Raw genomic sequence first — 14,536 nt, forward strand, 5'->3', positions numbered from 1 at the left:
GTCCAAAGAAAGTTCAATGCGCTTGCGCGGCCATCAATTTATCGACGCTTTCCTGCGTCACCGGGTGGTAGCGTGCGCGCGCCTGCGCATACACGTCCTTGGCCCAGGCATGGCCTTGCGGCGTCTTCATCAGCGCGCTGTACAGGGGCACGACGAACTTCTGGCGGCCCACGCTCATCAGGAATGCCTGCAAGGGCTGCTGCACGTCGTAGCCGGCGTTCACGGCAGCGAGGTAAAAGCGGTAGGCCACTTCATTGTTGCCGCTCTTGCCCACACCGTAGACCTGATCCAGTTCGCGCAATTGCGCCGCGCTGGCCTTGTTGTTGATGTCGTTCAGGAAGTGCATCGATTCGATGGCGACCCAATGATCCATGCCCAGCTCTTTCGTCGCCAGCTCCCCCTTGAGCCAGGCGTCGCGGTGCTGGTCGAGCAGCGCCAGGCGCGGCGAGACAACGCGCTGCGCGCTGGCCGGCACGCCGGTGCCATACAGCCATTCATCGAGTTCCGCTTCCGGCATCACGTCCGGATGCTGCGCCAGCAGATTCTTGCGCAGGTAGGCGATGAACTGCTCCGTCGTCACGCTCTGGAACGCGTGCTGGTCGAACCAGCCGCGCAGGAAGGGATCGAACACGGCACGGCCGGCACGGCGCTCCATGGTAGCCAGGAACCAGGCACCTTTCGGGTAGATGATGCCATCGTCCGTATACGTTTCTGCGGGATTGGCATCCGCATCGCGCGTGATCAACGCCGTTTTCGCCGCCGGCAATGTCTTGATCGACGCGGCCAGTTCTTCCTGGTCGACCTGCACGCCCATCTGCGCCACTTCGCTGCCATACAGCTGCTCGACGATGCGCGTGGTGACGTAGGTGGTGAAACCTTCGTTGAGCCACATGTGCTTCCACGAGGCGTTGGTGACCAGGTTGCCCGACCACGAGTGGGCCAGTTCATGCGCGATCAGGTCGACCAGGCTGCGGTCGCCCGCGATCATGGTTGGCGTGAGGAAGGTCAGGCGCGGGTTTTCCATGCCACCGTAGGGGAACGATGGCGGCAACACGATCATGTCGTAGCGTCCCCATCCATACGGACCGTATAGCGCTTCGGCGGCCTGGATCATCTTTTCCGTGTCGGCGAGTTCGTATTCGGCCGCCTTGATACGCGGCGGTTCGGCATACACGGCGGAACGGGGACCGAGCTTGCGCACTTCCAGTTCGCCGATGGCAATGGCCAGCAGGTACGATGGAATCGGCTGCGGCATCCTGAATTTCCAACCGCCCTTGCCCGTCGCTTTTTCGTCATTCTCGGCGCTCATCACGACGCGCATGCCGCTTGGGGCATCAATGCGTGCGCTGTAGGTAAAACGCACGGCTGGCGTATCCTGCGACGGCACCCATGAGCGGGCGTTGATGCTTTGCGACTGGCTGAACATGAAGGGCAGCTTGCCCGACATGGTCTGCTGCGGCGTGAGCCACTGCAGCGCGATGGCGTTTGGCGCCGTGTGATAGTAGACGCGCACTTTGCCCGGCTGGCCCGTGGTGGTGATGCGCAGCGCCTGGCCCTTTTCCGGGTCGGCCTTGTCCAGCTGATACGGCGCCATCTGCCATGCGCCGCGCTTGTCCTGCACCTGCACTTTCGCGATCGACAAATCGCGCGTATCGAGCACCAGGGTGCGCGCCGCCGGATCGATCCAGTTCAAGGACAGCTCGGCATAGCCGGAGAGGGTCTTTTGCTTGAAATCGGCTTTCAGGTCCAGCTGCAGGTCGCGCGTGCGCACCTGGTCGTAACGCGCGTAGCTAAGGGGATCGGCGTGCGCCGCCAGGGTTACCTGGCAAAGTAGCGCACAGCCCAGCGCGCGCAGGAAGGTCAAAGTTTGCATGGTCGTCTTTTGAATGATTTGCGAAAGCCCCGGTCCGTGTGCGCCGAGGCGTCGCGCAGAATAGCACTTCCGGCGCAGGCAGGCAGAAAAAAAACGCCGGACTGGCCGGCGCTGTTTCACTATTTCGTTCCGGCCTTGGCTTCGGGCGCCTTCAGCGGCGTATTAAAATCCTTCATCAGGTTATTCTTGTCGCGGTCCAGCTTGAACAGCTCCAGGCGCGATGGCGTGATTTTTCGCGGCCAGGCGTTGTTGCTGGTGTCGATATCGGCCGTCTCCCAGTACGGGTCTTGCACCAGGCTCACCATTGGCTCGTCCGTGATGATGACCTTGCTGATCTTGTGCGGCGAATAACGCCATACTTCGGCCGGTACGCGCTCGATGATCTTCTTGCCGCTTTTCAGTTCGATTTCCAGGATCAGCGGCATCACCAGGCCGCCAATATTCGAAAAGTCGACCAGGTACAGATGCTTGCCCATATTGCGCTGCTCAAGCAGTTTCCGCTCCCAAGGTTCCAGCGTTTCCTGCTCCTCCGCATAGCTGTTGCGGTCCTTGTTGGTGACCGTGAATTCATCGTGCCGGTTATAGAAGTCCTTCAGCGCGGGGTCCAGGTCAACCTTCTTTGGCAGCGCCTTGTTGCGCTGGTCCGAGATCGAGATGGGCTGCGCGGCCTTCTGCGCCTTCTTCCACGCCTTTTCCGTTTCTGGATTTTTCGTGCTCACGCCATATTCGCTGATGCCGTCAATGCTGATATCAACCGCATCGGTGGTATAAAACCAGCCGCGCCAGAACCAGTCCAGGTCCGTGCCGGAAGCGTCTTCCATGGTGCGGAAAAAATCGGCCGGCGTGGGACGCTTGAACTTCCAGCGCAAGGCATATTGCTTGAAGGCGAAGTCGAACAGTTCACGCCCAAGTATCGTCTCGCGCAGGATGTTGAGCGCAGTGGCCGGCTTGTCGTAGGCATTCGCCGTGAACTGCAGCAAGGACTCGGAATTGGTCATGATGGGCACCTGGTTCTGGCTGCGCATGTAGTCGACGATCTTGCGCGGCTCGCCATTCCAGGAGGGGAAATGCTCTTCCCACGCCTGCTCGGCCAAGTACTGCAGGAAGGAATTGAGGCCCTCGTCCATCCACGTCCACTGGCGCTCGTCCGAGTTGACGATCATGGGGAAGTAATTGTGTCCCACTTCGTGGATGATCACGCCAATCAGGTCATATTTCGCCGTCTTCGAATACGTGAGCTCGCCCGTCTTCTTGTCCTTCACGGGGCGCCCGCCATTGAACGAGATCATCGGATACTCCATGCCGCCCACGGCGCCATTGACGGAAATCGCGTTCGGATACGGATAGTCGAAACTGTACTTGTTGTACTGCTCGATGGCGTGCACGACGGCGCGCGTGCTGTACTGCTGCCACAGCGGGTTGCCCTCGTTCGGATAGTAGGACATGGCCATCACGCGCTTGCCGCCACTGTCCAGTCCCTGCGCATCCCAAATGAACTTGCGGCTCGACGCCCACGCCACGTCGCGCACATTGGCCGCCTTGAAGTGCCAGGTTTTCATCCCAGCCGCCCGGCCCTTTTCCGCCGCAAGCGCCTCGGCAGGCGTGATCACCAGCAGCGGCGTATTGCTGTTTTTCGCCCGCGCCAGACGCTCGCGCTGCGCCGCGCTCAACACGCTGGCAGGATTTTGCAGCTCGCCCGTGGCGGCGACGACGTGATCACCCGGCACTGTCAGGTACAGCTCGTAGTCGCCAAACTCCAGGGTAAATTCACCGGAACCGAGGAACTGCTTGTGCTGCCAGCCGACAGCGTCGTAATACGCGGCCATGCGCGGAAACCACTGTGCGATCTGGAAAATCGTGTTCTTGTCGTCTTCAAAATATTCATAGCCGGAGCGCTCGACCAGCACCTTCTGGTCATTGACTTTATAGGACCAGTCGATGCCAAAGCTGATACTCTGGCCGGGCGCCAGCGCCACGGGCAAATCGATGCGCAGCATGGTCTGGTTGACTACATACGGCAAGGCTTTGCCGCTGGCCGCTTTCACGGCGGTGAGCTTGAAGCCGCCATCAAACTCGCGCCCCGCATGAATGGCGCGCAAGTCCTCGAATTTCAGCGCTTCCTCTTCAGTGCCGCTGAGCCAGGCCTGACGCGACGGCGCGCTCAGGACGCGGCGCTGGTCGGCATCCTGGCGCAAGCCATTCTGGTCCAGTTGCAGCCACAGATACGCGAGGCTGTCCGGCGAGCGGTTGTGATAGGTGATCTGTTCGCTGGCCGTGATTTCGCGGCGCGTTTCGTCCAAGGTGGCGCGGATAACGTAGTCGGCCCGCTGCTGCCAGTAGGCGTGGCCCGGCGCGCCTGACGCGGTGCGATAGGCGTTGGGCGTGGGCAGCAATTCTTCCAGCTGGCGGAACTTGTCATCGAAAGGCGTGGCGGCGCACAGGACGGGCAAAGGAGCAAACAGGGTCAAACACAAGGCAAGCAAGCGGACAAGGACCGGCATGGCGCATTCCATCTGGGAGTCGTGGACAAACTGCATTCTAAGTCGAGTCTGTTTGCAAATCGATCATTGTTGTCGAAGTCCCACACACAAGGCCGCGCCCCGCCCCCGCGGCACTGGCGCCGACGCCGGCATTGGCGTATCATGCGCCTCGAACATTGGGGAGTAGTCGTCCTGCGGTCAGCCGCAGGAACCTGTATCAACATAATTGGCCCGCAGGCCATGGTGCAGGTGGTTGCAGAACTTGACGAGACCATTGATCCAGGGCGGCCGCATGGGCCGGAGTCGCCCGTGGGTCATTGGTTAATTCGTCCGGCCCGCGTACCTCTTGCAATCTCATGGAAGCTTTCCTCATCTCCACCGGCATCGTCGGTCTCGCTGAAATCGGCGACAAAACCCAACTCCTGGCCTTTTTGCTGGCCGCCAAATTCCGCAGGCCCCTGCCCATCGTGCTGGCGATCTTCGTCGCCACCATCGCCAATCACGCGTTCGCCGCCGCCGTGGGCGCCTGGATCACCAGCATGCTGGGACCCGACGTGCTGCGCTGGGTACTGGGCGTGTCATTCCTGGCGATGGCGGCCTGGACCCTGATTCCCGACAAGATCGATGAAGACGAGGCGAAGCTGGCCAAGTACGGCGTCTTCCTGACCACCCTAATCGCCTTCTTCATGGCCGAAATGGGAGATAAAACGCAGGTAGCCACGGTGGCGCTGGCGGCGCGCTACCACGACATTGTTTCCGTCGTGCTAGGCACCACCTTCGGCATGATGCTGGCCAACGTACCGGCCGTGTACCTGGGCGACAAGATCGCCAACCGCGTCCCGTTGCGCCTGGTGCATGGCATCGCGGCGCTGGTCTTTGCCATACTGGGCGTGGCAACCTTGCTGGGCGCGGGCGCGGCCTTGGGATGTTGAGGCATCACACTGACGCAGCCTCATATAATTTCCCATTTACAATATTCATGCTCATAATTACAATGGCAGCGACTTGAATACCGGCGCGCTGGTCCCGATTGGCCAGCGCGCTTTCTTGAGGAATGTATGCATTTGAATGGAAAGATGGCGGCGCTGTGCCTGGCCGCCTACGCAAGCCAGGCCGGCGCCGCAGCCCCCCATACGCAACGCCAGGCAGTTGCCACGCACGCCGCACGCCCCACCGCGAACGAAGTCTCCACGCGCGACCTGCTGTTGCTGGGCGCCGGCCTGATCCTGCTGCTTGGCCGGCGCCGTCCGGAACACGACACGTGGCAAGACTAGACCAGCAGTAGCACCGCATACTCGCGGCCCTCGTCGCGCAGCGCGATGCTGTTGCCGCCCTGCGCGACGCCATCGAGCGACAGCCCCGCCGGCCGCCCCTGCGCACGCTCCACCGTGATGGCATAGCTGCTGGCGCCGAAGCGGTACTGCAGCTTGAAGCTGTCCCACTCGCCCGGCATGGCCGGCCGCAGGTGCAGCACATTCGCTTCGCGCGTCACGCCGAGCAGGGATTCGACGATCAGCCGGTACAGCCAACCCGACGATCCCGTGTACCAGCTCCAGCCTCCCCGTCCTACGTGCGGCGCCACGGCATACACGTCGGCCGTCACCACGTACGGTTCGACCTTGTAGCGCGCCACAGCCTGCGCGTCAACACCGTGGCGCACGGGATTGATCATGCGCAGCAGTTCCCACGCCTTCTCACTCTCTCCCATGCGGGCAAACGCCATTGCCGTCCAGATAGCTGCATGCGTGTACTGGCCACCATTCTCGCGCACGCCCGGCACATAGCCACGGATATAGCCGGGATTGAGGCTGGATTTGTCGAACGGCGGATCGAGCAGCTGGATCACTCCAGAATCACGCCGAACCAGGCGCGCATCGACCTGGCGCATGGCGCCGGCGACACGCTCCTTGTTGGCCGCGCCCGACAGCACGCCCCAGCTTTGCGAAATCGAATCGATCTGGCATTCCTCGTTGGTGTGCGATCCCAATGGCGTGCCGTCGTCGAAGTAGGCACGTCGGTACCACTCGCCATCCCACGCGTGTTCCTCGACATTGGCCGCCAGCTTGGCGGCTTCGTCGCGGCAGAACTGGGCAAAAGCCGCATCGCCGCGCAGCATGGCCACCTCGGCGAAGCGCTGCAGCACTTCGTACAGGAAGAAGGCCAGCCAGACGCTCTCGCCCTTGCCATGCTCACCCACCTTGTCCATGCCGTCATTCCAGTCGCACGAACCCATCAGGGGCAAGCCGTGCACGCCCAGGCGCAGGCCATGGCGGATAGCACGCACGCAGTGCTCGTACAGGTCGGCCGACTCGCCCGAACGCACGGGCAGGTCGTAATACGAATCCTCGTCAGGCTTGAGGGCGCGCCCCTCGATGAAGGGCGCCACTTCGGACAGCACATTGACTTCGCCCGTGGCGATCACATAGCGGCAAGCAGCCAGCGGCAGCCACAGGTAATCGTCGGAGCAGTGCGTGCGTACGCCCCGGTCCGATGGCGGATGCCACCAATGCTGTACGTCGCCTTCGACAAACTGGTGCGCCGCGCACAGCAGCAAATGGCCGCGCAACAGTTGCGGTGTCGTGTGGATCATGGCCATCGCATCTTGCAGCTGGTCGCGGAAACCATACGCGCCACCCGATTGGTAATAGCCGCTGCGCGCCCACAAACGGCAGGCAATGGTCTGGTACATCAGCCAGCCATTGGCGATCACATCCAGCGACGGATCGGGCGTTTCGATGCGCACGGCACTCAGGGTGCTCTCCCAGTGCGCGCGCACCGCGTCGAGGGCATTGCGCGCCGCATCCTTGCCCGCATGGCGCTGCACCATGGTACTGGCGTCGGCATTGCGGCGACCGCCCACGCCAAGGAGGAAGACAATTTCACGCTCCTGCCCCGGCTGCAGTTCAAACGGTACCTGGATCGCTGCGCACGGGTCCAGCCCAGTGCCCGCCTTGCCGGACAGGCGCACGCGCCGCAGCGCCGCCGGCTGCGCCAGACTGCCGTTGCGGCCGATGAATTCATTGCGGTCGCAAGTGATGGAGCGGATGCTGGCGTCAGTATTGAAAAAGCCGACACGACCGGAAAACTCCGTGTTGTAGTTATTGCGCGCAAACAGCGCGCCGCTGATGGTGTCGACTTCGGTGGCCACATGCATGCCGGACTTGGCGCGCAGGTCGGCAAGTACCCATTCCACATAGCCCGTGACGGAAAGGCGGCGCGGCACGCCGCTGTCGTTGCGCACCTTGATGACGGAGTATTTGACCGCCGCGTCCAGCGCCACATAGGTGCACAGTTCGGTGGCGATGCCGCCCTCGCTGTGTTCAAAAATGCTGTAGCCGAAGCCGTGACGTGTCACGTAGTCGCCGCTGCCGCGCGCCGGCAGGGCCGACGGCGACCAGAACTGGCCACTCTGCTCGTCGCGCACGTAAAACGCTTCGCCGGACAAGTCGGAAACGGGGTCGTTTTGCCATGGTGTCAAACGGAATTCATGCGCATTCTCGCTCCATGTATACGCCTGGCCGCCTTCGGACACCACCGTGCCAAATTGCGCATTGGCCAGCACGTTCGACCATGGCGCCGGAGTCTGTTTGCCTTCGCCAGTGGTAATCACGTATTCGCGCCCGTCGGGCGTGAAACCGCCCAGGCCATTTTCCAGGATCAACTCGCGCTTTGGTGCCTGGTACGGCACGCCGCCATGTTCGCGGGCCGGATCCTGCAGCAGCGGCGGCATGCGCAGCACGGGGCTGGGAGGGCGCTTGACCTGCTCGGCCAGGGTACCGCGCAAGTCGCTGATGATGGCGCGCGCCACCGATTGCAGCAAGATGCGGTCTTCATTGGCGATCTGCTCGGCCTGGCGTACGAAGATGCCGCCCGGGCGGTCGATCGCCTGCGCATCGATGCCCGAGGCGATCAGGCCCATGATCTGGTCGTGCAGCAGCTGGCGGTAGCCCGACTGGTCCTCACACCAGATCACCAGGTCCACCACCAGCCCTTTCAGGCGCCAGTAGGCATGCGCCTGCACCATCTGGCGCGCCAGTTCGATATTGGCTACGTCGCGTATCTGCAACAGCACGATGGGCAGGTCACCCGAGATGGCATACGCCCACAGGCCGGACTGGCCGCGCTGGTTCTTGATCAGGATGCCCGCCTCGGCGCGCAAGGCCGCATTCGCATAGATCACGGCATTGGCAAGGCGCGCATACAGCTGCGCATCGGCTTCGCTGGCATTCAACTGGCGCAGCACTACCTGGCTGTGCGTCCAGGCCAGCTCGAACACGCGGTCAGCCAGATGGCGATCCTGGTATTTATCGATCAGGTGCAACGCCGCCTCGCGCTGCTCCACCATGCCGGTCACGCTGTCGACCGTCACTGCCTGGTCGGGTTCAAGCGTGATGACGTAACGGATGGCCACGATGGGGTCGAGCACGGAGCCGTGGCCGCCAGCCAGCGGGCCACTCTCCTGCAGTGCCTGCGGCAGTTGCGCCGTGTTGCCGCGGCCGATGAAACGCGCGCGGTCCGTCTCGAACGACACGGCATAGTGCTCGATATCGTGCACGGTCATCACGTGCAGCAGCCATGGCATCTGCTCGTCCTTCGAGCGGGGCCGACGCGTGCACAAAATCGCATTTTCATGCGCGAGGATTTCCGTCTGCACGAACAACTTGCTGAACGCGGGGTGGGCCGCATCGGCCGCCGCCGGCGCCATCACCACTTCGGCAAAGCTGGTGATCTCGATGCGCCGCTGGCGGTTCGAATTATTGCTGATGCGCGTACGCCGGATTTCGATGTCGTCCTCGGGCGAGACGACGATTTCCGTGTACAAGTCGAGACCATGGTCGGCACGGCGAAATTCCGCGCGTCCCTCGGAGAAAATCACTTCGTAATTCTTCGGCTCGGCCAACGTGGGCTGGTACATGGTGGACCAGACGGCACCGTCGTCGAGGTCGCGCAAATAGCAGAAGTTGCCCCAGTTGTCGCGCGTGCTGTCCTCGCGCCAGCGCGTCACGGACAAGTCTTTCCAACGGCTATAGCTGCCGCCAGCATTGCTTACCATGACGTGGTAGCGGCCATTCGACAGCAACTGCGTTTCAGGCACGGCGCTGTTGGCCTGCGTGAGGATACGCATCGGCATGGCCTGCTCGGACGCGCCGCTGCGCAGCACCGCCAGTTCGGCCGTGTTCGAGTAAAACGCACCTGCCTGCGGCGTACGTTCCTGCAGCACCAGCAAGGCCGATTGCAGCAGCGGATCGGACTCAAAGCGGCGCTGCATGGGGCGGTCGTGCAAAAGGTAGCTGAGGGCCAGGAAACCCATGCCCTGATGATGCACCATGAAGGAGCGGATGACGGCGCTGCTCTGCCCGCGCGGCAGGCGCGCGGTGGTGAAATCGATGGCTTCAAAAAACCCGTAGCGGCCCATGTAGCCGGCCGCCTGCATGCGCTGCAAGTTCTGGCACGACGCTTCCGGCTGCACCATCAGGCCCATCATGCTGGCGTACGGCGCCACCACCAGGTCGTCGCCCAGGCCCCGCTTCAGGCCCAGCCCCGGCACGCCAAAGGCGCGATACTGGTAATTCAGGCTGGCGTCGACCGTGTTGTAGCCGGATTCGGAAATCCCCCACGGCACGTCGCGCTGGCGGCCATAGTCGATCTGCGCCTCGATGACGGAGTGGTAAGTCTGGTCGAGCAGGGTATTCGGATAATTAGGCATCACCAGCAGCGGCATCAGGTACTCGAACATCGAGCCGCTCCATGACAGCAGCACGGGCTGGCCGGCCACCATGCATAGCTGGCGGCCCAGGGCAAACCAGTGCTCCTGCGGCAGCTGTCCCTGGGCGATGGCGATGAAGCTGGCCAGGCGTACTTCGGAGGCCAGCAAATCGTAGTAGCTGGGGTCGAGCCGCCGTTCGCTGACGTTGTAGCCGATGGCCAGCAGTTTTGTCGACGGGTTGTACAGGAAAGCGTATTCGATCTGCGCGAAGTCGCGCGCCTGGCCCGCCGCGTGGGCGATGTCGCGCATGTGGCGACCCGCCTGCTCGCGGCCTTGCGCCAACAATGCCGCCAGCTCGGGCGGCGTACCTTCCGCCACGTCCAGTTTGGCCAGTTCGCGCAGGGTCGGCACGCGCAGCCACGCCGCATCAATGCCAGCCTGCGCCGCCCACGGCGCCAGTTGCAGCAATTCGGCCAGCGCCGCGCGGCACTGGCGCGCCAGCGCACCGCTCCACATGGACCGCTCGCCATCCTCGCTTTGCAGGGTCAGCGACAGCAGCGCGTCGGCTGCGCCATTCGCGGTACTCAGGTAGGCATGCCATTCGGCCAGGCTGGCTGGCGCGGCCGGCATTTGCAGCAGCGCCAGCGATGAGCGCACCTCCTGGCCTTCGCCTTCGGCGGCAATGAACTCCTGCAGTACCTGCGCCGTCGTGCGGATGCCATCGACGATCTGTGGCCCCATGATGGGGGCGTCGTACAGTTCCACCAGACCAGGCTGCAAGGTCAGCAGATGGCCGGCCAGGTTGCCGCTGTCGACCGTCGAGATGTACATCGGCTGCAGCGCCTTGAGCGTTTGCGTGTCGTACCAGTTATAGAAATGCCCCTGAAAGCGTTCCAGTTCCCCCATGCTATGCAAGGTGGCGCGACTGCGCTCGATCAACTGGCCCATGGTGACATAGCCGAAGTCGTAGGCCGTCAGGTTGGCCAGCAGCGCCAGGCCGATATTCGTCGGCGAGGTGCGGTGCGCTACCACCAGGCTCGGATGCTCCTGCATGTTATCGGGCGGCAGCCAGTGATCATCGGGACCGACGAAAGTATCGAAATACGCCCAGGTCTTGCGCGCCACGCCATGCAGGAAGCGCCCCTGCTCGGCCGACAGGCGCGCCACGGCCCGTTCGATGGGGCGGCTGATCCACCAGGCGATGGCAGGTGCGGCCAGCCATAGCAGCAGCACCACGGCGGCGGCCGGCAACGCTTCCGCGCGCCAGTGCAGCAAGGCAGCAAAGGTGGCCAGCGCCAGCGCGGGCGAGCACCACATGGCGCGCCAACTGTCTCCCTGCGAGCCGGAAGCCGTATGCAGATTCGAGGCGCGCCAGTCAAGCAAATGTTTATGCGACACGCCCAGGCGCCACAGGGTGCGCGCGATGGCGTCCAGGCTGATCCACGCCTCGTAGGGCAGGAAGACGAGGGTCAGCATGGCATGCGAAAACTGCACGCCGCAGCGCCGCTCGAACGCGGCCAGATGCTGGCGCCACAGGGTGTCGCGCGGCTTGCGCAACAGGTCGTACAGGGCCGAGAAGACGGGCGGCAGGAAGATAATGGCCAGCACCGCCGCACTCCAGAAGGCCACATGGGGCAAGAAGCCCCACACCAGCAGCAGCGACAGCGTGGTGGCCGGCGCCACGACGCTGCGGCGCAGATTGTCGAACAGCTTCCAGCGCGACAGCATCGACAGGGGATTGCGTTCACGCTTGCCGGCGCGGCCAGGCACGCGGCCCAGCAGCCAGCCGATCAGCTGCCAATCGCCGCGTATCCAGCGCTGGCGGCGGCTGACATCGGCGTCGTAGCGGGCCGGATATTCCTCATACAGTTGCGAGTCGCTGAGCAGGCCGGCGCGCAGATAGCAGCCTTCGAGCAAATCGTGGCTGAGGATTTTGTTGTCGGGCAGGCGCTGGCCCAGCACCCGCTCGAACATGTCGAGGTCATAGATGCCCTTGCCGATGAAGGAGCCTTCATAAAATACATCCTGGTACAGGTCGGAGACGGTGCGCGTGTAGGGATCGATGCCCGGTTCGCCACCGCACAGCAGCTCGTAGCGCGACGCATTCGCGCTGGGCAGCGCCACGGCCACGCGCGGCTGCAGGATGCCATAGCCGGCCACCACGCGCGTGCCCGCCGCGTCCAGCACGGGACGGTTCAACGGGTGCATCATGGTGGCGATGAATTCGCGTGCCGCGTCGCGCGGCAGCTGCGTATCGGTGTCGAGCGTGATCACGTATCTGATGGTGCGCAAGCCGCGCAATTCGCCTTCCACCAGCGAGAATTTGTCACGCGCGCCGCCGCGCAGAAAGGCGTGCAGGTCGGACAATTTTCCGCGCTTGCGCTCCTGCCCCATCCACGCATTCTGCTGCGAATTCCACAAGCGCGGACGGTGCAGCAGCAGAAATGGCCCTGCATGACCCAGCTCGTCGCGGTCGGCCGGCTCGCCATTGCCCTTGAACTCGGTGCCTTCCACGCGGTATTTATCGTTCAAGCCACGGATGGTCTCCTGCGCCTGGCGCAGCAAGGCTTCGTCGCCCGGCATCGTTTGCGCGGATGCATCGACAAAATCCGTCAGCAGGCAGAAACGCAGGTTGGGATCGCGGTTGGCCAGGTAGCGCACTTCCAGCGCCTCGCACAGGGCGGCCACGTTTTCCTCGCTGTAGATCAGGGTCGGTACCACGACGATGCCGCGCGCATCCGACGGAATGCCGGCCTGGTAATCCATGCGCGGCAGCGGATGCGGCGACGTCATCAGGGTCGCCAGCCAGTTCACCACGGCCACGGCCAGCTGGCTGCTGCCCAGCAGCGCCAGCGCGCCCAGCGCCGCCAATGGCCAGCCCTGCACGCCATGGCGCACGGCGCGTTCGAGCAGCAATGCGCTCGTCGCCAGGGTCAGGAACGAGATGGCACCCAGGTAGACGGCCAGCGGCGCGGCGCGCGCCGTATGCTGCAGCGCCTCGATGAACGGCAGCTTCGCGCCGGCCTGCTTTTCCAGCACCAGCACGCCGCGCCCGACCAGGTAAAAGCCAATGTGGCCACGGCGTGCGTCATTGCCGTTGCCGTGCGTATGTGCCAGTTGCACCACCATCTCGGCCACTTCCACTTCGCTGCGCGCGCTGCGCCTGGCGATACGCTCGATGGCGTGGCGATAGCTGTCGCGCGTGGCGAAATCCATCAAGCCATACGTGCCGGCCGGATCCAGGCGCAGGGTTTGCTCGACCACGCTCATGGTCTCGACGAATTCCTGCCAATCCATGGTGCCCAGAAAACGCAAGCTGCCGATGCTGTTGGCGATCGACACCTGGTCGGCCGCCTGCTGCCCGATCTCGGACTGGACCTGCTGCTCGAGGGTGAGGCCCGATTCGGCCAGCTTGTGCGTCAGCCACGACAGGGCCAGGGTCAGCGACGAGCTTTGTCCCTGCAGGCGGCGCGACAATTCAGCCACGAAGGCGCTGGTCATCGGCGGATTCGAACGGGCCATGTCGGCCACCAGCAGTATCAAGCCGCTGGGATTGCGCTCGGCGATGTCCGTCATCTGGTCGGCCCAGGTATTGGCCAGGTCGCGCTGCATGCGGTCGTCGGCCACGCGCACGGCGACGCGGCGCAGGTTTTCGATCAGGGCCAGGCGCAGCATGATGGGCACGGCCCACAATTCGCCCAGCGTGAGCGTTGCCACATCCTGGTAAGCCTCGATGAAATGGCACAGGTTTTCCAGGTCGACCCGGCCGTCGCCATGCGAAATGATTTCCAGCGCAATTTTATACACGCGCGGGCAGCCCGCGTCCACGCCAGACGTCAGGCGCGGCAGCTCCTTGCTGTAGTTCTTCGGCAGGTGGCGCCGCGTGGTGCGGATCTGCTCTTCGATCAGGTAAAAATTGTCCAGCAGCCACTCCGAGGCGGGCGTGACCTGGCGCCCGCTCTTGACGGTGGCCGTCAGTTCATTGATGGTGGCCGTGATCAGGGCCGCATTGTCAGCCAGACGCGCCAGTAGGCGGTCGCGGCCATGGTGCTTGCCCACCGCGTGGCCGGCGGCCACGTTCTTGCCGTGGGCGGCCATCTGCATGGCACTGAATAACTCCGAACGCAGGGGCAAGGCATCGTCGCGCGCGGCGTCGAAACTGTCCGGTACATGGGGATGGTCGCGGAAGCTTTCCTTGAATTTGGAAAGCCGTTCCTTGATTTGCTGCGTGACTACTGCGGTGTACTCTTTCAACTTGGCCTCGCTAGGTGCGCGCAGGCAATCAGCGGCCGCCATCACGCCGGCCGAGTCTGGAAGAAAACGATCGGACACTGGCGAAGACGGAAAGCGAAGCGCCGGAGCGTTGCGACGAATCTCAGGGTATAGGGAGATTTTCTGAACTTCATCGTAGGTCCGCCCAGCGCGCAAGACCGTGCGCTAGCGTACATAGCCGAGGTATTGGGGACGTGCAGGCAA

The 14,536-nt window shown here is 63.3% G+C and carries 5 protein-coding genes and 1 riboswitch; of the genes, 2 read left to right on the forward strand and 3 right to left on the reverse strand.

Features of this window, described 5'->3' with window-relative positions; all coding sequences use genetic code 11:
* Positions 1-13 precede the first annotated feature (13 nt).
* Both C8C89_RS02755 and C8C89_RS02760 read right to left on the reverse strand, forming a co-directional pair.
* Entirely contained in the window at positions 14-1,873 is a 1,860-nt protein-coding gene (locus C8C89_RS02755) for a M1 family metallopeptidase (RefSeq protein WP_133988828.1), read from the reverse strand.
* 119 nt (positions 1,874-1,992) lie between these two features.
* Positions 1,993-4,374, reverse strand: a complete 2,382-nt coding sequence (locus C8C89_RS02760; RefSeq protein ID WP_133988829.1) for a M1 family aminopeptidase — start codon at positions 4,372-4,374, stop codon at positions 1,993-1,995.
* A 145-nt stretch (positions 4,375-4,519) separates the two neighbouring features.
* Positions 4,520-4,700: riboswitch (yybP-ykoY riboswitch) on the forward strand.
* 9 nt (positions 4,701-4,709) lie between these two features.
* Between C8C89_RS02760 and C8C89_RS02765 the strand changes: the two genes are divergently transcribed.
* Both C8C89_RS02765 and C8C89_RS02770 read left to right on the forward strand, forming a co-directional pair.
* Positions 4,710-5,285 carry a TMEM165/GDT1 family protein gene (locus C8C89_RS02765; RefSeq protein WP_133988830.1) on the forward strand — a complete coding sequence of 192 codons (576 nt, stop codon included), beginning with the start codon at positions 4,710-4,712 and terminating at the stop codon, positions 5,283-5,285.
* Between the two features lie 126 nt (positions 5,286-5,411).
* Positions 5,412-5,627 carry a hypothetical protein gene (locus tag C8C89_RS02770; protein WP_133988831.1) on the forward strand — a complete coding sequence of 72 codons (216 nt, stop codon included), beginning with the start codon at positions 5,412-5,414 and terminating at the stop codon, positions 5,625-5,627.
* Here C8C89_RS02770 and C8C89_RS02775 read toward each other — a convergent pair.
* Positions 5,624-14,158 (reverse strand): glucoamylase family protein, encoded by an 8,535-nt coding sequence (locus tag C8C89_RS02775; RefSeq protein ID WP_243858234.1) that lies wholly within the window; start codon positions 14,156-14,158, stop codon positions 5,624-5,626. The two genes, C8C89_RS02770 and C8C89_RS02775, sit on opposite strands and share 4 nt — an antisense overlap.
* Positions 14,159-14,536: the final 378 nt, after the last annotated feature.

Origin of the sequence: Janthinobacterium sp. 75, from assembly GCF_004365495.1 — a bacterium.
In the GTDB taxonomy this organism is placed as follows: domain Bacteria; phylum Pseudomonadota; class Gammaproteobacteria; order Burkholderiales; family Burkholderiaceae_D; genus Janthinobacterium.

Bases quoted from the DNA above. Each gene is read 5' to 3' on its own strand.
- C8C89_RS02755 (WP_133988828.1), bottom strand. From the start codon at position 1,873: ATGCAAACTTTGACCTTCCTGCGCGCGCTGGGCTGTGCGCTACTTTGC.
- C8C89_RS02760 (WP_133988829.1), bottom strand. From the start codon at position 4,374: ATGCCGGTCCTTGTCCGCTTGCTTGCCTTGTGTTTGACCCTGTTTGCT.
- C8C89_RS02765 (WP_133988830.1), top strand. From the start codon at position 4,710: ATGGAAGCTTTCCTCATCTCCACCGGCATCGTCGGTCTCGCTGAAATC.
- C8C89_RS02770 (WP_133988831.1), top strand. From the start codon at position 5,412: ATGCATTTGAATGGAAAGATGGCGGCGCTGTGCCTGGCCGCCTACGCA.
- C8C89_RS02775 (WP_243858234.1), bottom strand. From the start codon at position 14,158: ATGGCCGCCCACGGCAAGAACGTGGCCGCCGGCCACGCGGTGGGCAAG.